The organism is Curvibacter sp. GW821-FHT01G03, assembly GCF_059422285.1.
Genome location: NZ_JBWKWP010000021.1, coordinates 1 through 22,916, shown reverse-complemented (window position 1 = coordinate 22,916; position 22,916 = coordinate 1). Strand labels below are relative to the sequence as shown.

Annotated in this window: 20 protein-coding genes and 2 pseudogenes; 15 read left to right on the top strand and 7 right to left on the bottom strand. The window is 63.5% G+C overall.

Features of this window, described 5'->3' with window-relative positions; genetic code table 11:
• The 9 genes from AC07VS_RS24470 to mdtD all read left to right on the top strand — a co-directional run bounded on the left by AC07VS_RS24470 (window position 1) and on the right by mdtD (window position 6,101).
• Entirely contained in the window at window positions 1-474 is a 474-nt protein-coding gene (locus AC07VS_RS24470) for a cyanophycin metabolism-associated DUF1854 family protein (protein WP_494752259.1), read from the top strand.
• A gap of 35 nt (window positions 475-509) precedes the next feature.
• A complete protein-coding gene (gene queC, locus AC07VS_RS24465) occupies window positions 510-1,214 on the top strand; it encodes a 7-cyano-7-deazaguanine synthase QueC (RefSeq protein ID WP_492348907.1) in 705 nt (234 codons plus the stop codon).
• Between the two features lie 148 nt (window positions 1,215-1,362).
• Window positions 1,363-1,818, top strand: a complete 456-nt coding sequence (locus AC07VS_RS24460) for a hypothetical protein (RefSeq protein ID WP_494752258.1) — start codon at window positions 1,363-1,365, stop codon at window positions 1,816-1,818.
• Between the two features lie 260 nt (window positions 1,819-2,078).
• On the top strand, window positions 2,079-2,507 hold the full coding sequence (gene rplM, locus AC07VS_RS24455) for a 50S ribosomal protein L13 (protein ID WP_019575878.1): 429 nt from the start codon (window positions 2,079-2,081) through the stop codon (window positions 2,505-2,507).
• A gap of 9 nt (window positions 2,508-2,516) precedes the next feature.
• Complete coding sequence (gene rpsI / locus AC07VS_RS24450) at window positions 2,517-2,909, top strand: 30S ribosomal protein S9 (RefSeq protein WP_492348909.1); 393 nt, start codon at window positions 2,517-2,519, stop codon at window positions 2,907-2,909.
• Between the two features lie 93 nt (window positions 2,910-3,002).
• The gene (locus tag AC07VS_RS24445) at window positions 3,003-3,710 is read left to right on the top strand and encodes a DUF6776 family protein (protein ID WP_492348910.1); all 708 of its coding nucleotides are present in this window, start codon (window positions 3,003-3,005) and stop codon (window positions 3,708-3,710) included.
• Between the two features lie 39 nt (window positions 3,711-3,749).
• On the top strand, window positions 3,750-4,145 hold the full coding sequence (locus AC07VS_RS24440; protein ID WP_492348911.1) for a bactofilin family protein: 396 nt from the start codon (window positions 3,750-3,752) through the stop codon (window positions 4,143-4,145).
• A gap of 59 nt (window positions 4,146-4,204) precedes the next feature.
• The gene (gene erpA / locus AC07VS_RS24435; RefSeq protein WP_027476533.1) at window positions 4,205-4,570 is read left to right on the top strand and encodes an iron-sulfur cluster insertion protein ErpA; all 366 of its coding nucleotides are present in this window, start codon (window positions 4,205-4,207) and stop codon (window positions 4,568-4,570) included.
• Window positions 4,571-4,649: 79 nt separating this feature from the next.
• Window positions 4,650-6,101 carry a multidrug transporter subunit MdtD gene (gene mdtD / locus AC07VS_RS24430; RefSeq protein ID WP_492348912.1) on the top strand — a complete coding sequence of 484 codons (1,452 nt, stop codon included), beginning with the start codon at window positions 4,650-4,652 and terminating at the stop codon, window positions 6,099-6,101.
• A gap of 80 nt (window positions 6,102-6,181) precedes the next feature.
• On the opposite strand, the gene AC07VS_RS24425 is transcribed toward mdtD, so the two are convergent.
• Together AC07VS_RS24425 and AC07VS_RS24420 are read right to left on the bottom strand one after the other, a co-directional pair.
• Window positions 6,182-7,312 (bottom strand): anhydro-N-acetylmuramic acid kinase, encoded by a 1,131-nt coding sequence (locus AC07VS_RS24425; RefSeq protein ID WP_494752257.1) that lies wholly within the window; start codon window positions 7,310-7,312, stop codon window positions 6,182-6,184.
• A gap of 56 nt (window positions 7,313-7,368) precedes the next feature.
• The gene (locus tag AC07VS_RS24420) at window positions 7,369-8,724 is read right to left on the bottom strand and encodes a peptidoglycan DD-metalloendopeptidase family protein (protein ID WP_494752256.1); all 1,356 of its coding nucleotides are present in this window, start codon (window positions 8,722-8,724) and stop codon (window positions 7,369-7,371) included.
• A 202-nt stretch (window positions 8,725-8,926) separates the two neighbouring features.
• On the opposite strand from AC07VS_RS24420, the gene tyrS reads away from it, so the two are divergent.
• Entirely contained in the window at window positions 8,927-10,162 is a 1,236-nt protein-coding gene (tyrS, locus tag AC07VS_RS24415) for a tyrosine--tRNA ligase (protein ID WP_494752255.1), read from the top strand.
• 61 nt (window positions 10,163-10,223) lie between these two features.
• Here tyrS and AC07VS_RS24410 read toward each other — a convergent pair whose 3' ends face one another.
• A complete protein-coding gene (locus tag AC07VS_RS24410; RefSeq protein ID WP_494658874.1) occupies window positions 10,224-11,219 on the bottom strand; it encodes a LysR substrate-binding domain-containing protein in 996 nt (331 codons plus the stop codon).
• Window positions 11,220-11,347: 128 nt separating this feature from the next.
• Between AC07VS_RS24410 and AC07VS_RS24405 the strand changes: the two genes are divergently transcribed.
• Window positions 11,348-11,893 (top strand): DUF2917 domain-containing protein, encoded by a 546-nt coding sequence (locus AC07VS_RS24405; protein WP_494658875.1) that lies wholly within the window; start codon window positions 11,348-11,350, stop codon window positions 11,891-11,893.
• Window positions 11,894-11,923: 30 nt separating this feature from the next.
• Here the strand turns inward: AC07VS_RS24405 and AC07VS_RS24400 are convergent, their stop codons facing one another.
• The gene (locus AC07VS_RS24400) at window positions 11,924-12,844 is read right to left on the bottom strand and encodes a DUF6279 family lipoprotein (protein ID WP_494752254.1); all 921 of its coding nucleotides are present in this window, start codon (window positions 12,842-12,844) and stop codon (window positions 11,924-11,926) included.
• Between AC07VS_RS24400 and glmU the strand changes: the two genes are divergently transcribed.
• Both glmU and AC07VS_RS24390 read left to right on the top strand, forming a co-directional pair.
• Window positions 12,843-14,252, top strand: coding sequence for a bifunctional UDP-N-acetylglucosamine diphosphorylase/glucosamine-1-phosphate N-acetyltransferase GlmU (gene glmU, locus AC07VS_RS24395; protein ID WP_494752253.1), 1,410 nt, complete (start codon window positions 12,843-12,845; stop codon window positions 14,250-14,252). The two genes, AC07VS_RS24400 and glmU, sit on opposite strands and share 2 nt — an antisense overlap.
• On the top strand, window positions 14,252-15,016 hold the full coding sequence (locus AC07VS_RS24390) for a sensor histidine kinase (RefSeq protein ID WP_492348920.1): 765 nt from the start codon (window positions 14,252-14,254) through the stop codon (window positions 15,014-15,016). Before glmU ends, AC07VS_RS24390 begins: the two co-directional genes overlap by 1 nt.
• Window positions 15,017-15,047: 31 nt before the next feature.
• On the opposite strand, the gene AC07VS_RS24385 is transcribed toward AC07VS_RS24390, so the two are convergent.
• On the bottom strand, window positions 15,048-15,542 hold the full coding sequence (locus tag AC07VS_RS24385) for an Lrp/AsnC family transcriptional regulator (RefSeq protein WP_492348921.1): 495 nt from the start codon (window positions 15,540-15,542) through the stop codon (window positions 15,048-15,050).
• Window positions 15,543-15,700: 158 nt separating this feature from the next.
• Between AC07VS_RS24385 and glmS the strand changes: the two genes are divergently transcribed.
• Together glmS and AC07VS_RS24375 are read left to right on the top strand one after the other, a co-directional pair.
• Window positions 15,701-17,602, top strand: coding sequence for a glutamine--fructose-6-phosphate transaminase (isomerizing) (gene glmS / locus AC07VS_RS24380; protein WP_492348922.1), 1,902 nt, complete (start codon window positions 15,701-15,703; stop codon window positions 17,600-17,602).
• 397 nt (window positions 17,603-17,999) lie between these two features.
• Window positions 18,000-21,641 (top strand): IPTL-CTERM sorting domain-containing protein, encoded by a 3,642-nt coding sequence (locus AC07VS_RS24375; RefSeq protein WP_494752252.1) that lies wholly within the window; start codon window positions 18,000-18,002, stop codon window positions 21,639-21,641.
• Window positions 21,642-22,072: 431 nt separating this feature from the next.
• On the opposite strand, the pseudogene AC07VS_RS24370 reads toward AC07VS_RS24375, so the two are convergent.
• Both AC07VS_RS24370 and AC07VS_RS24365 read right to left on the bottom strand, forming a co-directional pair.
• Window positions 22,073-22,297: pseudogene (locus AC07VS_RS24370) on the bottom strand (acetyl-CoA C-acyltransferase); the annotation flags it as partial.
• A 322-nt stretch (window positions 22,298-22,619) separates the two neighbouring features.
• Window positions 22,620-22,916, bottom strand: a pseudogene (locus AC07VS_RS24365) (MBL fold metallo-hydrolase); the annotation flags it as partial.

Below are 22,916 nucleotides of genomic sequence, written 5' to 3'. Positions count from 1 at the left end.
ATGACCCCCCAAGCTGATTTCAAGTTGAGCCGCCACCCGCTGGGCCGGCTGGTGCTGACCGATGCCGAAGGCCTCGATCACCTGGGCGTGACCCCCGTGCGCGCCTTTCCGATTGCGGCACCTGATGAAGGGTTGTCGCTGGTGGGCCCCGAGGGCCATGAACTGGCCTGGGTGCCTCGCCTGTCGGCCCTGGCGCCCGAGTTGCGCCAACTGATCGAGGAAGAGCTGGCCAGTCGCGAGTTCAGCCCCGAGTTGCGCCGGCTCGTGGCCGTGTCTTCTTTCTCCACCCCCTGTACCTGGACGGTGGAGACCGATCGCGGGCGCACCGATTTTGTGCTCAAGACCGAAGACGACATCCGCCGTCTGGACCGTGGGCGCCTGCTCATCACCGGCAGCCAGGGCATCGTCTATCAGATCCGTGACCTTCAAGCCCTCGATCGGGGATCGCGCCGGCTGTTGGAGCGCTTTCTCTGAATCGGACTCTTTCAACCTCCTTCCATTCGATTGCCATGCACAAATCCGCACTGGTTCTTTTCTCAGGGGGGCAAGACTCGACCACTTGTCTGGCCCACGCCCTGTCGCGCTATGAGCGGGTTGAAACAGTGGCTTTTGATTACCGCCAACGCCACAGCGTTGAGCTGGACGCGCGCCTGGCGGTGCTGGGGGCCCTGCGCCAGCAGTACCCCGCCTGGGCCGCCAAGCTGGGTGAGGACCACCTGCTCGACCTGGCGGTGTTGGGTCAGGTCAGTGAGACCTCACTGACGCGCGACATGGCTTTCAAGATGGAGCAGGGGGGCTTGCCCAACACCTTTGTGCCCGGGCGCAACCTGCTGTTTCTGACCTTGGCCGCCGCGCTGGCCTACCGGCGTGGTCTGGAGGTCATCGTGACCGGGGTGTGCGAAACGGATTACTCCGGTTACCCCGACTGCCGGGATGACACCATGAAGGCCATGCAACTGGCCTTGTCGCTGGGCATGGACCGGCGCCTGTTGATCGAAACCCCGCTGATGTGGATCGACAAGGCCGACACCTGGGCTTTGGCCGAGCAACTGGGGGGGCAGGCCCTGGTCGACTTGATTGTGGAACATTCCCACACCTGCTACCTGGGCGACCGTGAGCACCGCCATGCCTGGGGTTGGGGTTGCGGCAGTTGTCCGGCATGCGAACTTCGTGCACGTGGTTACGAGCGTTACCGCGCTGCTTTGGTCGGCTGATCAAGGTTTTTCGGAGCGGCACTCAAAAAAACTGAAAATTTTTTGAAACGGGCCTCAACTTTTCCTGCGCAATGCCGTTACACCGTACGAGGACGCCTAAAAACCTTTCCCGTCATGATGTAAATAAACTGTATCCGCCGGAACTGCCATGCAACTCCCTCCTGTTGACCGATCGATGAACTGGGCCTATTCAGGCGCCGGCCAGTCGTTGGCAGGCGCGGACAAGGCCATCAGTACCAAGCCGGCGGCCACGACCGTGACGAATGCGCCCACCGAGTCGACCATCGTGACCGTCTCGGGGCAGAAAGCGGCAAGCCCCGATAAACCTTCTGCTTCCAACGATCAGCCCAACAAGGATTGGACGGCCGTCAAGAAAAAGGCCACGACCGAGGAGCCCAAGACCCCGCCACCAGAGCCCATCTCCAAGAAGTTGATCGACTTCCTGAATTCGATGTGGAAGGCCAGTGGCTCGGTGGTCGAATTGGCGGCCGAACAAGCCAGTGCAGAGGCGAATCGGCTTGAAAAGGAAAAGCAGAAGCAGGGTCTATCGACCAATCTGCTGGTCTACACCGACCCCAAGGTCAAGCGCAGCGGCGGTTTGTGAGCACACCGCTCGCACGGCCATTGCGAGGCATGTAGACGACCAACTGCACTTTTTGTAGAATGGAAGGCTTCGCAGCGTTTTAGGCCCCGCGGCGAAGTTCGTTGGAGGCTTGCGGCAGGCTGTTTTTTCAGCTTGGCAGCGAAGCCCCCGACACCCCCCACCTAAGAGGTTTCCAGCAGAGAAACACCGACCGTGGAAAAGGGCCTTTTGTAGCCAGCCCGCGATTTCGCAACGGCTGGCAACCAACTCGAAAGCAATACATGTCTACGTTCAGCGCTAAGCCCGCAGACGTGAAGCACGAGTGGTTTGTGATTGACGCCACCGACAAGGTGCTCGGCCGGGTAGCCAGCGAAGTTGCCCTCCGTCTGCGCGGCAAACACAAAGCCATTTACACGCCTCACGTCGATACTGGCGATTTCATCGTCATCATCAACGCCGCCAAATTGAAGGTCACCGGCACCAAGTCCCTGGACAAGGTGTACTACCGTCACTCCGGCTTCCCCGGTGGCATCACTGCTACCAACTTCCGCGACCTGCAAGCCAAGCATCCTGGCCGTGCACTCGAGAAGGCCGTCAAGGGCATGCTGCCCAAGGGTCCTCTGGGTTACGCCATGATCAAGAAGCTCAAGGTGTACGGTGGTGCTGAGCACCCCCACACCGCGCAGCAACCCAAAGTGCTGGAACTGTAAGGAGCCGAGATGATTGGTGAATGGAACAATGGCACCGGCCGTCGCAAATCCAGCGTCGCCCGTGTGTTTCTGAAAAAAGGCACCGGCAAGATCACGATCAACGGTAAGGACATCCAGGCCTACTTCGGCCGCGAGACCTCCATCATGATCGCGAAGCAGCCGCTGGTTCTGACCAGCCATGTCGAAACCTTCGACATCCAGGTCAATGTGCACGGTGGTGGTGAATCCGGTCAAGCCGGTGCAACCCGTCACGGCATCACCCGCGCTTTGATCGATTACGACGCGACGCTGAAGCCCGCACTGAGCCAAGCCGGCTTCGTGACCCGCGACGCTCGTGAAGTCGAACGTAAGAAGGTCGGTCTGCACTCTGCTCGCCGCGCCAAGCAGTTCAGCAAGCGTTAATCCGCTTTCTTCTCTGCAAAAAGCCGCAACAAGTTCTGCTTGTTGCGGCTTTTTTGTTTTACGCTCGCGGTTTTTCCAGTTTCAAGCCTGTTCATGCGTCTTCGCCTGCTTCGCCGCCGCCTCACCATCAGCACGCCCCGCATGGCGGTGCGCAGTGCCATGCCCTGGCCTTTGCGCTGGGTGCTGCTGGCCCTGGTGTTCGGCTTTTGCGCGGCCGTGGCGCTGTGGGCGTTCGAGACCGGCAAGAACATCGCCGGGCTGGACCGCCACTCGCGCGAAGAACTGGCGGCCTTGCGTCAGCAGGTGGCCCAGATGCAGGACGAGCGGGACAAGGCGCAATCCATTGCCAACACCTCGGGCAGCTTGCTGACGGCCGAACGTGCCACCCAGGAGCGCCTGTTGGCGCAGATCCACCAATTGGAGCTCGACAACCGCAGCCTGCGCGACGACCTGGGCTTTTTTGAAAAGCTGATCCCGGCTAACAGCGTCGAGGACGTGGCGATTCGCGGTCTGCAGGCCGAAATCGTGGCCAGCCAGCAGTTGCGCTGGCAGGTGCTGGTGATCCAGCCCGTCAAGAGCGGCCCCGAGTTCAAGGGCCGGCTGGAACTGGTGTTGACAGGCACGCTGGCCGGCAAGCCCTGGGAGCAGCCCTTGCCGCAAGGCCCGGTGCCCTTGCAATTCAGGCAATATCGGCGACTCGAGGGCCTGGTGGATCTGCCGCCGCAGGTGTCGGTCAAGCAGGTCACGGCACGCATTTTTGATGGCAGCAGTTCGCGTGCCGTCCAGACACTCAAGCTCTGAGTTTTCCCCCATCTGGCACACTTCCTGAAAGGACGGCCCATGTTCGCGAAAAAGAAGCAACCGCCCATCAAAAGCCTGATCGCGCAAGGCAGCCGCATCGACGGCAACATCACGTTTGCCGAGGGCCTGCGGGTGGATGGTGACGTGGTGGGCGACATTCGGGTCGATGAGTCGCAACCCAGCCTGCTTGTGATCTCTGAAACGGCCACCGTGATGGGCGCGGTGTACGCCGATCACCTGATCATCAACGGGCGCATCAAGGGGCCTGTGCATGCCCGCGAGTTGCTGGAACTGCAGCCCCATGCCCGCATTGAGGGGGATGTGTATTACAAGGCACTTGAGATGCACCAGGGTGCGGTGATTGCCGGCATGCTGTGCCCGGCGGCTCCGATCGAAGAAAAGCCCCTGTTGACACTAGCGGCAAATAGCCGTTGATCTGAATTCCCGAGCGAATTCTTGTACTATTCGCCCCAAACCCGTTTCCGGAGAACCCCATGAGTGCTGTTGTCGAGTCGCTGCCGACCGAAATGCCCGCCCCCATTCTTTTCACAGACAGCGCTGCCGCCAAGGTGGCCGATCTGATCGCTGAAGAGGGCAACCCCGACCTGAAGCTGCGCGTGTTCGTGCAGGGCGGCGGCTGCTCGGGCTTTCAGTATGGTTTCACCTTTGATGAAATCACCAACGAAGACGACACCACCATGACCAAAAATGGTGTTTCGCTGCTGATCGACGCCATGAGCTACCAGTACCTGCTGGGGGCCGAAATCGACTACAAAGAAGACCTGCAAGGCGCCCAGTTCGTGATCAAAAACCCGAACGCCACCACCACTTGCGGCTGCGGCTCCAGCTTCTCAGTTTGATGGCGCGCCTGCCGCCCTCCTGGAGAACCGCCCTTGAGGCGGTTTTTTCTTGTCCAGCCAACCTTCAATCATTCAAAGCATGACGGTCGTCGATCCCGAAAGTCGTTCCCAGCAACGCCTGCTGTGGCTGGTGGCCCTGGGCTTTTTCATGCAGACGCTGGACGCCACCATCGTCAACACGGCCCTGCCGGCCATGGCGCAAAGCCTGCACGAAAGCCCGCTGCGCATGCAGTCGGTGATCGTGGCGTACTCGCTGGCCATGGCCATGTTGATCCCTGCCTCCGGCTGGGTGGCCGACCGCTTCGGAACCCGGCGGGTCTACGTGGCGGCGATCACCCTGTTTGCCCTGGGCTCCCTGCTGTGCGCGCTGTCGACGTCCCTGCCACTGCTGGTGGCCTCACGGGTGGTGCAGGGCCTGGGCGGTGCCCTGCTGTTGCCGGTGGGGCGACTGGCTGTGCTGCGCACCTTTCCGAAGGAGCGCTTTCTGCAGGCCATGAGCTTCATCGCCATCCCGGGCCTGATCGGACCCCTGATCGGACCCACCCTCGGGGGCTGGCTGGTGGAGGTGGCCTCCTGGCATTGGATCTTTCTGATCAACCTGCCGGTCGGGGTGATTGGCGCGGTGGCGGCTTATTTCTTCATGCGCAGCGGTCCTGCAGTCACCGTGGCCAGGTTCGACTGGTCGGGCTACCTGTGGCTGGCCACGGGCATGGTGACCCTGTCGCTGGCGCTGGATGGGCTGTCGGGCCTGGGCCTGGGGCAGGCCGGGGTGTTGGTGCTGCTGGTGTTCGGGCTGGCCAGCCTGGTGGCATATTGGCTGCACGCCATGCGAAGCCCGGCGCCCCTGTTTTCGCCCCAGCTGTTCAGCGTGGCGTCGCTGGCGATTGGTTTGCTGGGCAACCTGTTTTCGCGCCTGGGCAGTTCGTGCATGCCTTTTCTGGTGCCCCTGCTGCTCCAGGTCAGCCTCGGCTACTCGCCTTTCGAGGCCGGTCTGATGATGCTGCCGGTGGCCATGGCCGGCATGGCCGTCAAACGCATCACCACCCCCCTGATCACCCGGCTGGGCTACCGCAAGGTGCTGGTGGGCAACACGGCACTGGTAGGCCTGGCCATGATGAGTTTTGCCCTGATCAGTCCGGGCCAGCCCCTGGGCTTGCGACTGCTGCAACTGGCTGTGTTTGGTGCGGTCAATTCAATCCAGTTCACGGCCATGAACACCCTCACGCTGAAAGACCTGGAGGGCTCCCAGGCCAGCAGCGGCAACAGCTTGTTGTCGATGGTGCAGATGCTGGCCATGGGCATGGGGGTGGCCGTGGCGGGCGCCGTGCTGGCGGGCTTTGCGGCCTTGCTGGGCCCTGGCGGCAATGCAAGTGCGGCGCACCTGGACACCCTGTCCTCGTTTCACGCTACTTTTGTCACCATGGGCTTCATCACCTTGGCGTCCGCCGCCATCTTCTGGCAATTGCCTTCGGGTCTGGAGCCAGGGCTGGTGCGGGGCGATGCCTCTGCGGCCGGTCCGCACGAACCCTGAGCAGCAGGGGGGGGCAGCGGGCCTGGGACTCTGCGCCGGAATTCAGCGCAGGGGTTTGGCGCCGGCGTGTAGGCCCGGATTCAGGCCGGATAAAGCGCGCCCAGAATGCGCGGCCCCTGGGCACCGGTCACGCTGGGCAGGTTGCCGGGCTGGCGCTGCAGGGCCTGGCGTGCCAGCCAGGCGAAGGCGACAGCCTCGACCTGCAGCGGAGGCAGGCCGGCCAGACCGCTGGATTCGACATTCACCTCGGGCAGGTGATGTTGCAGGCGACTGATCAAATGCCCATTCAATGCCCCGCCGCCACACACCAGCAGGCGACGGCTGTCCGGTGCGTGCATTTGCACAGCCTGGGCGCAGGAGAGGGCGGTGAACTCCGTGAGAGTGGCCTGCACCTGGGTGGCACTCAGGTGCGGGTGGGCTTTCAGGTGAAGCTCCAGCCAGGCCGGGTTGAACAGATCACGCCCGGTGCTTTTGGGGGGCGCTTGCTGCAGAAAGGGCTCTTGCATCAGGTCGGCCAGCAAGGCTGCATGGATCTGGCCTTGAGCGGCCCATTGGCCATCCCGGTCGAAGGGCTGGCCGGTGTGCTGCAGGCACCAATGGTCCATCAAGGCATTGCCGGGCCCGCTGTCAAAGCCGAGCACGGGCGCCGCAGGCTGGCTTTGCGGCGGGATCACGGTCAGATTGGCAATGCCGCCAATGTTCAGCACCGCCTGGGTCTGGTCAGGCTGTCCGAACACCCGTGCATGAAACGCGGGCACCAGCGGCGCACCTTGCCCGCCGGCCACCACATCGCGGATGCGAAAGTCGGCTACCACATCAATGCCGGTGTGCTCGGCCAACAGGGCCGGGTTGTTGAGTTGCAAGGTGTAGCCGGTGCCGTCGTACTGGCCGGGCTGGTGTCGCACGGTCTGCCCGTGGGCGCCAATGGCCGCCACATGCCAGGTCGGCAGCACGGCCTCGGCCAGCAGGCGCGACACCACCACCACATAGGTGCGGGCGAGGGCATTGGCCGCGATGGCCGCACGATGCAGCTCGTCGGGGCCGGGGCTGTTGAGTTCCAGCAGCGATCGCTTGAGTTCGGCCGTGAAGGGCAGGGCCACATGCGCCAGGACCTGGGGCTGATCGCCCTCAAAACGGCACAGAACGCCATCCACCCCATCGAGTGAGGTGCCGGACATCAGTCCGATGTAGTGGTCTGCCTTGCCTTGCATGGGCCGATGATAGCGGGCTGTGCGCTTCGCTCAGCGTGGCGCCTGCACTCCCGCCGTCAATCGGCGCTGGCCTGTTGCACCGACGCCGCAGCCGAGAGCTGGATGCGCATGGCCGAAGCCAGGCGGTTGAAGGCGGGGCGGGCTGCCGGGGAGACCGGAACCGCTTGGGCCTGGTGGGCGATGGTCATCGGGTCTTGGTGCACGCCATTGACGCGGAATTCAAAATGCAGGTGCGGCCCGGTCGCCCAGCCGGTGGCGCCCACGGCCCCCACGGTCTGGCCCTGGCTCACGGTCTGGCCCCGGGTCACGCCGATGCGGCTCAGGTGGGCATACACCGTCATCTGGTTGTTGCGGTGCTTCAGCATCACCACATTGCCGTAGCCGTTCTGTACCCCTGCAAAATCGACCACACCATCACCCACGGCACGCACGGCGGTGCCGGTGGGGGCCGCGTAATCGGTGCCCAGATGGGCGCGCCAGGTTTGCAGAATGGGGTGGAAGCGCATCTTGAAGCCGCTGGTCACGCGCGAGAACTCGACGGGCGAGGTCAGGAAGGCGCGGCGCATGCTGTTGCCGTCCAGCGTGTAGTAACTGCCCTTTTGACCGGGTTCCTGGAACCACATGGCCTGGTAGGCCTTGCCATCGTTGATGAACTCGGCGCTCAGCACACGGCCAGCGCGCAGGGGTTCGCCGTCGGCCTCCAGGGTTTCGTAGACGACCGAGAAGCGGTCGCCCTTGCGCAGGCTGCGGTGAAAATCGACGTCGCCTGAGAAAATTTCTGCCAGTTGCGTGGCCACCGTGTCGGGGATGCCAGCCTCATCAGTGGCCGCAAAAAGCGAGCTGCGGATGGTGCCGCCGGCCAACTTGCTGCTGGCGCTCAGTGGGGCTGTTTCGATGTGCGAGCTGTAGCTGCCGCGCGGGGTCTTTTCAAATACCAGGCGTTGAAAGGTGTTGCTGTCGTCAGGCGTCCAGCGTGCGACCAGGCGCACCAATTGGTGGTCTTCGCTGGCCTCGGCCGTCACCTGGCGACCATTGCGACCGAGCAGGCTGATGCGCACCAGCGCATCATTGCGCAAAAAGGCGGCAGCCACCGGGTCGCTGATGCCCAGGCGTTGCAGCAGGGTGTCCACGCTGTCGGTGGGGCGCACCATGTCGGAGCGAAACAGGTTGAACCGGTGGATGTCCAGTGCCTCAGCCTGCTCGGTCACCGAGATCGGCTGGACGGTTTCGGTGATCTGGCGCACTGGCAGGTCGGCCGCGTCGGGGGCCATGGAGGCCACGGCGAAGGCGCCTCCGCCACCGCCCAGCAAGAGGGCGGCCACCAAGGTGGTGATGCGTTTGGGGTGGTGTTCGACCTGGTGGGCCAGTCGTGTCAGCAAAAGCTCGCCGGCGGCGAAGAAACCGTTTTTCAAGAATCTATCCCCAGGATCGTTCCGCCTCTTTTCAAGGCAGTGGGTCGGGCACGATGGGATGCTATTCCTGACGATTCCCGACGGTGGCAGGTGTTCGGCCTGTGCCTGAACCTGTTCGCAAAAAGCGGGCCAATTAAAATCCACTTTTGCGAGCCGAACGAGTATAGCTGCCCGCCCCGCCCCGACATCTGAAAAAACCCTTATGAATCAAGCTGCTGCTGTTACAAATCACCCCGTCACCGACCGTGTGCGGGAGGCGCTGGCCGTGACCCTGCGGGGCTGCGACGAACTCATCCCACAAGACGCCTGGGTGCAAAAACTGGCCCGTTCCGAAGCCACCGGCGTGCCTTTGCGCATCAAACTGGGGCTGGACCCGACTGCGCCTGACATCCACATCGGCCACACCGTGGTGCTCAACAAAATGCGCCAGCTGCAGGACCTGGGGCATACCGTCATCTTTTTGATCGGTGATTTCACCAGCATGATCGGTGACCCGTCGGGCCGCAACAGCACCCGCCCGCCCCTCACAGCGGAGCAGATCAAGGCCAATGCCGAGACCTATTACAAGCAGGCCAGCCTGGTGCTCGACCCGGCCAAGACCGAGATCCGCTACAACAGCGAATGGAGCGATCCCCTGGGCGCACGGGGCATGATCCAGTTGGCGGCCAAGTACACCGTGGCCCGCATGATGGAGCGCGACGACTTTCACAAGCGCTTCACCACCAACCAGTCGATCAGCGTGCACGAGTTCCTGTACCCCCTGATGCAGGGCTACGACTCGGTGGCCCTGAAAAGCGACCTCGAACTGGGCGGAACCGACCAGAAATTCAACCTGCTGATGGGCCGTCACCTGCAGCAGGAGTACGGGCAAGAGCCCCAGTGCATCCTGACCATGCCCTTGCTCGAAGGCCTGGACGGCGTGGACAAGATGTCCAAGAGCAAGAACAACTACATCGGCATCAGCGAAGACCCGAACACCATGTTTGCCAAGGTGCTGTCGATCTCCGACACCCTGATGTGGCGCTGGTACACCCTGTTGTCGTTCAAGAGCGAAGCCGAGATTGCCGCCCTCAAGGCCGAAGTGGAGGGTGGTCGCAACCCCAAAGACGCCAAGGTGGCCCTGGCCAAGGAGATCACGGCCCGCTTCCACAGCGCGGCTGCTGCCGACGCGGCCGAGCAGGACTTCAACAACCGCAGCAAGGGCGGTGTGCCCGATGAGATCCCGGAAGTCAGCCTGTCGGGCGCCCCCATGGGCATCGGTGCCCTGCTCAAGGCGGCGGGCCTGGCCCCCTCGGGCAGCGAGGCCAACCGCCTGATCGATGGCGGTGGGGTGCGTGTGGATTCCAGCGTGGTCAGCGACAAGGGCCTGAAGCTGGCCGCCGGCACCTACGTGGTGCAGGTGGGCAAGCGCAAGTTCGCCCGGGTGACGCTGAGCTGAGCGCAGGCCTGAAGGGCCGTCGTGCGGCGGCCTTGCGGTGGTGGCCGTGCGGCCGCCGGGCTCAGCCCAGGTCGTCGCACAGATCGGTGTCCGGCACTTCTCCCACGGTGTGGCGGGTGCGTGAGGCCTCGTCCACCAGCCAGTCGCTGAAGGCCTTGACCTCGGGGCGGTGGGCCGTCCGCGGGCCCACCAGCAGCCAATACACCAGTGGCGAATCGAGGCGGAAGCCTGGCAACACCTCGACCAGATCGCCCGAGGCCAGGCTGTCGGCAATCAAGGGCATGCGTGCCAGGGCCACACCCTGGCCGGTCAGGGCAGCCTGCACGATCTGGTGGGCGTAGTTGAAATACAGCCAGCGCTTGGGCTCGACATTGCTCAGGCCCTGGGTCTCGAACCAGCGCCGCCAGGACAGCCACTCCATGTGCTGGGTGCGATGGGCGTCACCCGCCTCGATCAGCGTGAACTTGGCCACGTCAGCGGGTTTGCGGATGGGCTGTCCGCTTTTCAGCAACCAGGGGCTGGCCACCACGGCCAGTTGTTCGCCAAACAGGCGTTGTGCCCCGCGCACGGAAGCCCCGGGCAGGCTGTAGCGCAAGGCCAGGTCGATGTCGGCCGTTTCCAGGTCGACCGCGGTGTCGGTGGCGTCGATGCGGATGTCGATGTCGGGGTGGCTGCGCTGAAAGGCCTCCAGCCGCGGGATCAGCCACATCGACGCGAAAGAGGCCCAGGTGGTGATGGCCACGCTCTTGCGTCCTGCACTCTGGCGGATCTGGCGCACCGTGCTGTCCAGTCGCTCCAGCGTGGGCAGCAGGGTGCGCAGCAACTGCGAGCCGGCACTGGTCAGCTCCACCGCCCGGGTGTGGCGCAGGAACAGGGGCACGCCGATCTCATCTTCCAGCGACTGGATCTGGCGGCTGACGGCCGACTGCGTCAGCGCCAGCTCTTCGGAGGCGGCGCGGAAGTTCAGGTGTCGGGCCACGGCTTCGAAGGCGCGCAGGTGGCCCACGGCCACGGGGCGGGTGCGCAGATGGGTGATGGAAGGGCTGGCTTTGCTCATGCGGCAGGCATCGTCTCATTCATGCGAAAGAGGTATCAATCGCGGGTGTGCAATTCATTGGACCATCTGCATTCTGCCGCCGATCATGAAGGCTCCTCAACGGTTTTTTCTCACTCAAGGAGTTCATCATGCTGTCCCGCCCTGTTCTGGAATCGCAACAATCCGCCGCCTTTGCACCGGCTGGCCGCGCGTTCCCCGGCGGTTGGAACATCTTGCCCGGGCGCGCACTGACCCTGTGCCCGCGCGAGCGCAGCGTGATCGAAATGAACCAGGGCCGCCTGTGGCTTACCTTCACTGGGCCGCACCGCGGCCACGCCAACGACCTGGGCGACCGCTTTCTGATGCCGGGCGACTGGCTGGTGATTGAACCCGGCCAGACCGTGGTGCTGGAGGCCTTTGTGTTGGCGCAGGAGTTGACCCAGGCGGCGCCGGTCGACGTGGTCTTCCGCTGGGACCGTGCACTGCCTCTGGTGGCGCAGGCTCCAGGCCGTTTGCAGGCGGCCAGCGCCTTGCCCACCGACCTCGCCTTGCCCCTGGCCGACCTGAGCCGGGGCTTGTGGCAGGGTTGGCAGGCCGGTGGCGCCGTGGTGGGGGCGCTGGGGCGCCTGGCCGTGGGCAGCGCACGCTGGAGCTGGCTGTTGCTGCAGGGCGGCCGGCAACGGCACCCGGCCTGAGAACGTCAACACGTTCTGAGACCGCGGGCCTCAAGGCTGCTGCGACAAGGCCTGCACATCGCCGGCCCAGCCACGCAGGCGTTTGGCCGCCTTGTCGCGTTGTTCGGGCGTGGCCTGGCGCTGCAATTGCGCGTAGATCTGGCAGCCCTCTTCGATCGAGTGCTCCTGCTGCAGGCGGTGGGCTGGCACCGGCGGGCTCAAGGCCCGGGCCAGCCAGCCCAGCCAGGCCTGTTCGGCCTGGGCTTGGCTGGCGCCGTTGCTGCGCAGGCGGCGCAGGGTGTCCAGCATGTCCTGATGGCGCCGCTGCTGCTCGGCCAGGCGAATGCGCGGGTCAAACGGCGACGCTTGCAAGGCCTCGCGCAGGCTTTGGCGCTGCGGCAGGCTCAGCCGCCCGTACAGCGCCTCGGCCCGGTCTGTGTACTGCTCGACGCGCTTGTCCAGCAACTCGCCGGGCGACAGGTCGACCCACTCGCTGCGCAGCTTGGCCTCGTTCTTGGCGAATTTCTTGGCCATGTGCTCCAGTTGGGCCGGGCTCAGGCTCAAGGCCTGGCGGGCGATCATGGGGGCGCTTTGTTCAGCCAGGGCCTGCAGGCGCTCGCGCGCCGGGGGCAGCAGGCTGCACAACTGGGTGGCGTCGGGCTCGGTGCCGGTCAGGCGTTCCAGGTTTTGCAGCAGTTCGCGGTAGCGCGGCAGCTCCCGCGAGCGGTGCCAGGCCTGCAGATCGGCCAGGTCCTGTTTCAGGCGCAGCGATTGTTCACCATTGAAATCCCCGTACGCATCGGCCCACCAGTACGTCACCTCGGGCAGGGCGTTGTAGCTCAGCTTCACGGCGCTGCAGGCACTCAGCCACAAAACCGCCATGAGCAGCGTTGCCAGCGAGATAATCCGGCGCAATGACAGGATGGCCGGCGTTGTTGTGACCGGGCCGCCAAAAGCAAGAGGACGTTTCATGTCGGGATTTGGATCTGCGCTGGATGTGGTGGTGATGGCTGCGGGCAAGGGCACGCGAATGAAGAGCAGTTTGCCCAAAGTGTTGCACCGTGTCGCGGGCAAGGCCATGGTGCGCCATGTTCTTGACACTGTCGAGTCGCTGTCGCCCCGCCGCGTGGTGTTGATCACCGGGCACGGCGCCGAAGCCGTCGAGGCCCACCTGGCCGGGCATCCGCTGCGCCAGGGTGGCCAGTTGCAGTTTGCCCGCCAGATGCCCCAACTGGGCACCGGCCATGCGGTGCAACAGGCCGTGCCCTTGCTGCCCGACGACGGTGTGGTGCTGATCCTCAATGGCGATGTGCCCCTGATTGCCGCCGACACGGTGCAGGCCCTGGTGCAGGCCTGCGACGGCCAGCACTTGGCCCTGCTCACCGTGGTGCTGGACGATCCCACCGGCTATGGGCGCATCCTGCGCGAGGGGGATGCCGTGCGCGGCATCGTCGAGCACAAGGACGCCACCGAAGCCCAGCGGGCCATTGCCGAGACCTACACCGGCATCATGGCCGTGCCGGCGGCCCATCTGAAGGCCTGGCTGGGCCGTCTGCGCAATGACAACAGCCAGCACGAGTACTACCTGACCGACATCGTGGCCATGGCCGTGGCTGACGGCGTGGGCGTGCTGGGCCTGCCCACCACCGACGAGGTGCAGGTGGCCGGCGTGAACAGCCCCCAGCAACTGGCCGCCCTGGAGCGCGCCTGCCAGGCCCGCCGTGCCGACGCCCTGATGGCCGACGGGGTGCGCCTGGCCGACCCGGCCCGCCTGGATGTGCGCGGCACCCTGCAATGCGGTAGCGACGTCGAGATCGACGTCAACTGCGTGTTCGAAGGCCAGGTGGTGCTCGGCGATGGCGTGCGCATCGGCGCCCACTGCGTGATCGCCAATGCCCGGATTGCCGCGGGCGCGGTGATCCACCCCTTCACCCACATCGAAGGCGAGAAGGCCGGGGTTCAGGTGGGCCCGGGTTCGCTGATCGGGCCGTTTGCCCGCCTGCGTCCTGGCGCCGTGCTGGGGGCCGAGGTGCACATCGGCAATTTTGTCGAGGTCAAGAACTCCACCCTCGCCGCGGGCGCCAAGGCCAACCACCTGGCCTACCTGGGCGACGCCACCGTGGGTGAGCGCGTCAACTATGGTGCCGGCAGCATCACCGCCAACTACGACGGCGCCAACAAGCACCGCACCGTGATCGAGGCCGACGTGCACGTGGGCAGCAACTGCGTGCTGGTGGCGCCCATCACCCTGGGCGCTGGTGGCACGGTGGGCGGCGGCTCCACCCTCACCAAAGACACCCCGGCCGGCGCCCTGAGCGTGAGCCGGGCCCGCCAGGTCAGCATTGCCAACTGGCAACGCCCTGCCAAGGGTGGCCAGTGATGGGGGCGGCAAGCGACACGGATCGTGATGGGGATCTGGGGGCCGAACTGGCCCGGCTGCGCGCCGAGCTGGCCGAGCAACGCGAACAGCAGCAGGCCTTCTTGCGCGCTATCTCACACGACCTGCGTTCCCCGGTGCGCCACATCGTGTCGTATGGCCAACTGGTGCGTGAGCTGGTGCAGGACAGCAATGCCGACCCTTCGGCGGTGCAGTACCTCGACACCATCACCCAGTCGGCGCGCCACCTGGGTCAGATGATCGATGGCCTGATCGCGCTGGCCCGCATCGGCGCGGCCGAACTCCATGTCCAGCCTGTGCCGCTGGCCGATGTGCTCAGCGAGGTCGTGAGCCAGGCCAAGGCCGCCTGTGGCGAGCGCGCCGTGCAATGGCAGTGGCCCGAGGCCCAGGACCTGCCCCGGGTGCAGGCCGACCTGGCCCAGTTGCGCGACCTGCTGCGCCTGCTGTTGGACAACGCCGTCAAGTTCACCCGCCGTCAGCCCGAGGCCCGCATCGCCATTGATGTGCAGAGCCAGGGCCCGCAGGTTCAACTCACCTTGCAAGACAACGGCGCCGGCTTTCGGCCTGAGCACGCCGACCAGTTGTTTGGCGTGTTCCAGCGCCTGCACACCGTGCGCGACTTCGAGGGCCTGGGCCTGGGGCTGGCCATGGCGCGCCGCATGGTGGACCGCCTGGGCGGCGAGTTGGCCCTGCAGGGCCAGCACGGCCAGGGCTGCACCGTGACCTTGCGCCTGCCGGCAGCCTGAGCTTAGGGCCTGTGAACGGGCCCAACAGGCCCTAGCCCCTGGTCAGCGGCACCGGCAGGCGGGGCTCGAACTTGCTGCGCTTGACGCTGAAGAAGGTCTTCACATTGCGCACGTGAGTGTCGCTGTTGAACAGGCGCTGGGTCAGCGCCAGGTAGGCCGGCATGTCGGCCACCCCCACCACCAGCACAAAATCCGGGCCCGGCGACACCCGGTAGCACTGCTGCACCGCCTCATCCGCCCCAACTCGGGCCTCGAAGGCCGCCAGGGGCTCGGCGTCCTGGCGGTCCAGCGTCACCTCCACGATGGCGGTCAGACCATGCCCCAGCGCCAGGGCCAGGCGCTCGGGCTGCAGCAGCGCCACCTGTCGCTCGATCAGGCCAGCTTCGTGCAGGCGTTTCACCCGGCGCAGGCAGGTGGGTGGCGAAATCCGCAACCGCTCGGCCAAGGCCTGGTTGCTGGCGCTTGCATCGCGTTGCAAGGCATCCAGCAGTTGCAGATCGAGGTCGTCGAGTTCGATTGATTCCATATTTGTTTGTTATTTGAATGAAAATTTCAATAACGAATTTGAGTGAATTTTAATTTCATATTCTGTTGAGAAATTCGCTGAATATTTTTCGTTGTCCTCCCTAAGATTCGATCCAATCTTTTCTGCAACCCGTTTTCAACCCTTCCGGGAGCTTGCTCATGTGTGGCATCGTTGGCGCCGTCTCAACCCGAAACATTGTTCCTGTGCTGGTGCAAGGCCTGCAGCGCCTGGAGTACCGCGGCTATGACTCCTGCGGTGTCGCGGTGTGGGCCGACGGCCTCAAGCGGGCCCGCAGCACCTCGCGCGTGGCCGAGCTGATCGCCCAGGTGCAGGCCGAGCAGGTGCAGGGCGTGACCGGCATCGCCCACACCCGCTGGGCCACCCACGGCGCTCCCGTGGTGCACAACGCCCACCCCCATTTCAGCCAGGGGCAGGGGGCCGAGGAGGGGCGGGCCCCGCGCGTGGCCCTGGTGCACAACGGCATCATCGAGAACCACGACGAGCTGCGGGCGCAACTGCAGGGCCGCGGCTATGTGTTTGCCAGCCAGACCGACACCGAAGTCATCGCCCACTTGATCGACAGCCTGTACGACGGCGACCTGTTCGAAGCCGTGCAGGCCGCCCTGGTCCAGTTGCACGGTGCCTACGCGATTGCCGTGCTGCACAAGGACGAGCCGCACCGCGTGGTGGGCGCCCGGGCCGGTTCGCCCCTGATCCTGGGGGTGGGCCGCAGCGAGGGCGAGGGCGCGGGTGAGAACTTCCTGGCCAGCGACGCCATGGCCCTGGCCGGCGTCACCGACCAGATCGTGTACCTCGAAGAGGGCGATGTGGTTGACGTGCAGTTGGGTCGCTACTGGGTGCTGGGGCGTGATGCCCAAGGCGCCCTCAAGCCGGTGACCCGCCCGGTGCGCACGGTGCACGCCCACAGCGGCGCAGCCGACCTGGGCCCTTACCGGCACTACATGCAAAAAGAGATCTTCGAACAGCCCCGCGCCATTGCCGACACCCTGGAAGGGGTGGAAGGCATCGTGCCCGAGTTGTTCGACGGCGTGCCAGCCCAACCCGGCGAAACCGGCGCCGCGGCCTGGCGCGTGTTCAAGCAGATCGACTCGGTGCTGATCCTGGCCTGCGGCACCAGCTACTACAGCGCCTGCACCGCCAAGTACTGGCTCGAATCCATCGCCAAGATCCCCACCCAGGTCGAGATCGCCAGCGAGTACCGCTACCGTGAATCGGTGCCCAACCCCAAGACCCTGGTCGTCACCGTCAGCCAGTCGGGCGAAACTGCCGACACCCTGGCCGCCCTGCGCCACGCCCAAAGCCTGGGCATGGCGCACACCCTGACCATCTGCAACGTGGCCACCAGTGCCATGGTGCGCGAGTGCAAACTGGCCTACATCACCCGGGCTGGCGTCGAGATCGGCGTGGCTTCCACCAAAGCCTTCACCACCCAGTTGGCCGGCCTGTTCCTGCTCACCCTGGCGCTGGCGCAAAGCCGCGGCATGCTCAGCCCCGAGCAGGAGGCCGAGCACCTCAAGGCCATGCGCCACCTGCCGGCCGCCCTGCAGGCCGTGCTGGCGCTCGAGCCCCAGGTCATCAGCTGGGCCGAAGACTTCGCCCGCAAAGAGAACGCCCTGTTCCTGGGCCGGGGCCTGCACTACCCCATCGCTCTTGAAGGGGCCTTGAAGCTCAAGGAGATCACCTACATCCACGCCGAGGCCTACGCCGCCGGCGAACTCAAGCACGGCCCGCTGGCCCTGGTCACCAGCGAAATGCCGGTGGTCACCGTGGCGCCCAACGACGCCCTGCTCGAAAAGCTCAAGAGCAACCTGCAGGAGGTGCGTGCCCGCGGCGGCGTGCTGTACGTGCTGGCCGATGCCGACACCCGCATCGAAACCGGCGAAGGCCTGCACGTGATCCGCATGCCCGAGCACTACGGCGCCCTGTCACCGCTGTTGCACGTGGTGCCCTTGCAACTGCTGGCCTACCACACCGCCTGTGCGCGAGGCACCGACGTGGACAAGCCGCGCAACCTGGCCAAGAGCGTGACGGTGGAGTGAGGGCGGATCGTTCGGCATCAAGCTGACTGTTCGTCAATGAATCTGCGCATTTTTTTTATATCCGTCGCTCACCAATGGGTTGACGGACTTCGCTGACATCAGGTCGCTAGGGCAGTGACGGGGCAGGTCAGTGAAGGTTGGAGACGTTGTGTCTGTCAAAGTTTTTTTGATGAACTGCGCAGCGCTTGAGGCCGGTTCTCCTGCACCCGCGGAAATGTTCCCGTCAGCGTGTGTTGGTAAGAGGTCATGAGTTCGCCTCCCAGCTCTTTCAGCGGCAGCGCATTTCCGCAGTTGCCTCCACCGACTCAAGGCGCGAAACGATCCAATGTTCGAGCTACGATCATTTTTGACTCTTTGGATTAAGATGTGTTACCAATAATTTACAAAGAGGTGGGGTATGGAGACCGGACGGAGACAATTTGGGCTGCTTGCCAGATGGTTGATCTGGCTGGTGCTTTTGGGGGCGGCAAGCTTGGCGCAAGCGACGGGAACTTTGGTGCTGGCGAACGGCGGCCCGCCGGCCACCGCTCAGGTTTTGCCCGCTGGCTTGGCGGCCTTGTCGAACGGCAACAAGGTCATTGGGTACCAGGTTCAGTCCAAAGGGGACTACACCACATACGCACCTGGACCGGGCTTTACAGGGGTCCTGAAGGTCGTTGACTCTTCAAACAACCTGAAGACCACGATCAATATCAACGAATCCGTTTCGACCAACCACATCACCGATCTGAGTTTGGCTGCCTTGGTCAATGGTGGCTTTGTTGCCGCGTGGACTGAGTACGATGATGCGGCGGGCTCGACCGCAAGCAATTTTTACGCCATATATGACAACAATGGCGGCGTCATTCGCTCGCCCGGCACATTGGGTTTCAGCAATCCCAATGGGGGCGTCCAGGTGCTGGGTTTGACAGGTGGCGGTTTTGCCGCTGTTACGATGAGTCCCCAACAAAAAGCCCAGATCCTGACTTTCAATTACGCTGGTGGAAGCTACACGGCCAATGCAGAGACGACGGCAGGTGATAACAGCTCCGCAGCCCCAAACCCGAGTAGCAATTCCGACATCGGCCGACTTTACTTCAACAATCCACCGAGCTTGGCCGCATTGTCTGACGGCACCTTTGTCTTCGGTACTGCGACGTACGATTGGGTGAACAGCAACTACACGCCGCTTGGGGACTTCGTATTCAAATTCAATGCCAACGGGACAGCTGCCAACTTCGCCAGCGGTGTGAATTACCTTCGCGTCAACTGGAGCCAGGGACAAGGCGGTGACATCACCGTGGTTCGTGGGTTCTCTGGTGGCTTTGCGTCGTTGAACGGAAACGCTAGCTATGGCAACTCTGCCGAACTCACTGTCTTCAACAATGACGGGTCTCTGGTGACCACCACCGCTCAAACTATTGCGGTCTACAACGGTGGTAACAAAACATACTACGCCGAGCGCTTCATGACCCTGCCGAGCAACTTTGGGACGGCATACGGCAATGTCAACCCAACCCTCGGGGGAACAGGTTCCTTTCTCGCAACATTGGGTGTTAACGGTGGCAACCTAGTGGCCTTTGTACTCAACAGCTCTGGAGGGTTCAGCACGACAACGCTTTCCCAAACCACCGGGGCTGTCACGGTCGCTGCGGCAGATTCGGGCATCACTTTGCCGACATTGGCCGGGGTTGGCTCCCCAGCTTTGGCTGTGCCAACTTACTTGGCCGATGGGGCTGGTTACTCGCTGCTGTATGCAGTGGCTGGCAACGATGGCAACTACCTCAGGTCCGATCTGTACCAGGTAGGCTTGACGGCCACACCTCCGTCAACAGACGCCTCTCTTTCTAACTTGACCCTGTCTCAGGGGGCGCTGAGTCCGACCTTTGCCGGCGGCACCAGCACTTACACCGCCAGTGTCGGCAATGCCACCACCTCGATCACGGTCACGCCGACAGCCAATGAGGCGCATGCGACGATCAAGGTCAATGGCACCACCGTCAGCTCTGGCGCGGCTTCCGGTGGTGTTTCTCTGAGCGTTGGCAGCAACACCATCACCGTTTTGGTGACAGCACAGGATGGCACGACAACAGGCACTTACACAGTGACGGTGACACGTGCCGCCCCCTCGAACAATGCGCTGTTGTCGCAACTGACGCTGTCCAGTGGAACACTGACGCCAAGTTTCGCCGGCGGGACCACAAGTTACACAGCTTCTGTATCGAATTCCACCTCGTCGATCACCGTGACACCGACCGTGGCGGATAGCACCGCAACTGTCAAAGTTAACGGCACAACGGTAACGTCGGGTACTGCATCGGGCAGCATCAATCTGGCTGTAGGCAGCAACACCATCACGGTGCTTGTGACTGCGCAAGACGGAACGACCACGGCCACCTACTCAATCACGGTGACCCGGGCGCAATCCAGCGTGGCAACCTTGAGCAGCCTGCTGTTGTCAAGCGGCACCTTGAGCCCCAGCTTCTCCAGTGGAACCACCAGCTATACGGCCTCGGTGACCAATGCCACCGCATCGATCACCGTGACTCCGACGGTGACTGACAGCACGGCAACGGTCAAGGTCAATGGCACCACCGCGACGTCGGGTGTGGCCTCTGGCAGCATCAGCTTGAATGTTGGAGCCAATACAGTCACTGTTTTGGTCACCGCTCAAGATGGTGCGACCACCCAGAGTTACACGGTCACGGTCACCCGTGCACCCTCCAATGTGGCCACGTTGAGCAGCTTGACGATTTCCAATGGCACTCTGAGCCCAAGTTTTGCATCCGGCACCACGACTTACACCGCTTCGGTCGCTAACGCGGTCACTACCCTCACCGTAACGCCAACGGTCACCAACTCAGGGGCGACGGTGAAGGTCAACGGTACCACTGTCACCTCGGGCAGTGCCTCAGGCAGTATCAACCTCAATGCAGGCACCAATACGATCACCGTGCTGGTCACTGCACAGGATGGAACGACGACTCAGAGCTACACCTTGACTGTGACTCGTGCCTTTTCCAGCGTAGCGACCTTGGCCAACCTGGTGCTGTCGAGTGGCACCCTGAACCCTGCTTTTGCGTCGGGCACCACGACTTACACGGCCAGCGTTCCCTATTCGGCAACAACCGTGACGGCAACCCCTACCACCGCGGATTCAACGGCCACGGTCACTGTCAATACAGTGGCAGTCACCTCTGGAAGCGCATCGGGCAACATCGCATTGGTTGTCGGCACCAACACGATCACGATCGTTGTCACTGCACAAGATGGGACGACAACCCAGAGTTACACAGTGACAGTGACCCGTGCCGACCTGCAGGGCCAATGCGGTACGGCACAAGGTCAGAGTACGCCGTTCAAACCCAGTGGCGGTGTACTTTGCGCCCTGGGCACTGCGACCTCGGTGTCTCAGAGTGGCAGTAACTGGGTATGGGCTTGCAACGGTGGGGCCGGCAATGCGAGTTGCTCCGCACCTTTGCAAAATACAGGCACGAGTACAGGTCAAGGCAGTGCTTCGGTGACTTCCGCCAATGGCTGGGTGATCGATACCAACAATTCGGCTGGCTTCATTCGCCTGAGTGGTGATCCCAAGTCGCCCAGCACCGCTCCACCGGCTGGATACACCTTCCCGCAGGGTCTGTTCGATGTTCAATTGATTACCGGCACGGCTGGCACCAGTGCGTCTGTGACCATCACCTACCCTTCAGCCATCCCGGCAAATGCTGAGTATTGGAAGTGGGGCAAGTCACCGGACGGTTTCAACTGTTCAGGAGCTGCATGCTCGATCAACCATTGGTACAAATTGCCGCAGGCCAACTACGTCATCAGTGGCAACACGATCACCCTGACATTGACTGACGGACAGGTCGGGGACAGCGATGTGACTGCGAACAGCGTGATCGTCGATCCTGGTGGCCCAGGCATTCCCCCGAGCAGTGACGCGCTCGGCGTACCAACACTGTCTGAGTGGGCGATCACGGCATTGACTGCTTTGATGGGTGTATTGGGCTTCGCCCAGATTCGACGGCGGTCTCATGCTACTGGCACTGCCCGTTGACCAGTCATAGGCGATCGGGCGGTCTGTAGCCAATGCGCAGATCGCCGATTCTTGAATGCCCCTTTCGGGGCATTTCTATTTTTTGCTTCGGAAGTATAAGCAGCCGACCCCTCGGTTGTTTGCCTTGCCCCCTACTCGCGAAACTGCGCAGCGCGCTCCAGCCCCCGCGTCACGTGCTGCCCTGCAATGCCGAAATGCAGGCGTTCAGCCTTGATCGGAGCGTGGCGCTCCGAGGCATAGGAATCCAATGCGGCCGAGGGTGTTGGAAATTCGAAGACACCGGCCTATGGAACGTGTGACTGGTCACCTTCAAACACTTCGGCGACAGGACCAAGGTGAAGGATGCGGCCACGGGCCTCCTCAAGCGCTGCGCGGAAGCGTGGGGCCAGCTCGCCTTGTCTGGCGGGGTATTTCGGCTGGCGGGTCAGGTTCTATGACAGCGCGCTCAAGAGAGTGGCGATGCCCTGTCCTCCCCCGATGCGCTGGGTCGCGAGCGCATAGCGGCCGCCGACGCGCTTGAGCAGGGCCGCAGCCCTGCCGGTGATCCGTGCGCCTGTGGCCCCCAAGGGATGGCCGAGAGCCAGGGCACCGCCATCGAGATTCACTCTTGCCGGGTCCAGGCCCAGTACGAGATGCTGATCTAGAAATTGCGAAGAGACAGACGCTTCGGATGACTGCGCCGCGCTTGGGCTTCAGTCTGAACGATTGCGCTAACGATTGAAGTCCATTGACAGCAATCCAGTCTTGGGTTCCTTGAGTCCAGCCTTGCAACTCGGTCGCAAGATTTGATGCCCTACTGCGAAGCTGGCAGTGCCTCGGCACCGGTGGGCCAGCGCGAAACCGTGCTGGTGGAGGGGCGTAGGCGCACCAACAGCAGTGAGGTGGTGCGGACGTCGGTGAACACCTGTCGGCCGAACCCGCGCGTTTCGACCCGGCCGGAGGGCCCGTGGACTGAGGCCATCCAAGCGATGGATCGCATCACGGCAACCGGTGCAAGCCGTCTTCGGCGAATGCCAATTCGCGCGCATAGTGGGCCCGGATCGAGGCCGTGACCTGCTCCCGCTGGGCCTCCACGGCAGGCGACAAATGACTCAGCAGCAAATGGCCAACCCCGCTGGCCGCAGCCAGCTCACCAATGGCTTGCGGTGGCGTGTGCAGGGAGTAGAGCACCGGGGGCGAGCCCGGTGGGTCCAGCACCACGCAGTTGAACACCAGCAGGTCGGTCCCCTCTGCAATGCGCTGCAAGTTGGGCAGGCCTTCTGCGTCGATGTCACC

Coding starts and splice junctions, on each gene's coding strand:
- AC07VS_RS24470 (WP_494752259.1), top strand. CDS start 1: ATGACCCCCCAAGCTGATTTCAAGTTGAGCCGCCACCCGCTGGGCCGG.
- queC (WP_492348907.1), top strand. CDS start 510: ATGCACAAATCCGCACTGGTTCTTTTCTCAGGGGGGCAAGACTCGACC.
- AC07VS_RS24460 (WP_494752258.1), top strand. CDS start 1,363: ATGCAACTCCCTCCTGTTGACCGATCGATGAACTGGGCCTATTCAGGC.
- rplM (WP_019575878.1), top strand. CDS start 2,079: ATGTCTACGTTCAGCGCTAAGCCCGCAGACGTGAAGCACGAGTGGTTT.
- rpsI (WP_492348909.1), top strand. CDS start 2,517: ATGATTGGTGAATGGAACAATGGCACCGGCCGTCGCAAATCCAGCGTC.
- AC07VS_RS24445 (WP_492348910.1), top strand. CDS start 3,003: ATGCGTCTTCGCCTGCTTCGCCGCCGCCTCACCATCAGCACGCCCCGC.
- AC07VS_RS24440 (WP_492348911.1), top strand. CDS start 3,750: ATGTTCGCGAAAAAGAAGCAACCGCCCATCAAAAGCCTGATCGCGCAA.
- erpA (WP_027476533.1), top strand. CDS start 4,205: ATGAGTGCTGTTGTCGAGTCGCTGCCGACCGAAATGCCCGCCCCCATT.
- mdtD (WP_492348912.1), top strand. CDS start 4,650: ATGACGGTCGTCGATCCCGAAAGTCGTTCCCAGCAACGCCTGCTGTGG.
- AC07VS_RS24425 (WP_494752257.1), bottom strand. CDS start 7,312: ATGCAAGGCAAGGCAGACCACTACATCGGACTGATGTCCGGCACCTCA.
- tyrS (WP_494752255.1), top strand. CDS start 8,927: ATGAATCAAGCTGCTGCTGTTACAAATCACCCCGTCACCGACCGTGTG.
- AC07VS_RS24410 (WP_494658874.1), bottom strand. CDS start 11,219: ATGAGCAAAGCCAGCCCTTCCATCACCCATCTGCGCACCCGCCCCGTG.
- AC07VS_RS24405 (WP_494658875.1), top strand. CDS start 11,348: ATGCTGTCCCGCCCTGTTCTGGAATCGCAACAATCCGCCGCCTTTGCA.
- glmU (WP_494752253.1), top strand. CDS start 12,843: ATGTCGGGATTTGGATCTGCGCTGGATGTGGTGGTGATGGCTGCGGGC.
- AC07VS_RS24400 (WP_494752254.1), bottom strand. CDS start 12,844: ATGAAACGTCCTCTTGCTTTTGGCGGCCCGGTCACAACAACGCCGGCC.
- AC07VS_RS24390 (WP_492348920.1), top strand. CDS start 14,252: ATGGGGGCGGCAAGCGACACGGATCGTGATGGGGATCTGGGGGCCGAA.
- AC07VS_RS24385 (WP_492348921.1), bottom strand. CDS start 15,542: ATGGAATCAATCGAACTCGACGACCTCGATCTGCAACTGCTGGATGCC.
- glmS (WP_492348922.1), top strand. CDS start 15,701: ATGTGTGGCATCGTTGGCGCCGTCTCAACCCGAAACATTGTTCCTGTG.
- AC07VS_RS24375 (WP_494752252.1), top strand. CDS start 18,000: ATGGAGACCGGACGGAGACAATTTGGGCTGCTTGCCAGATGGTTGATC.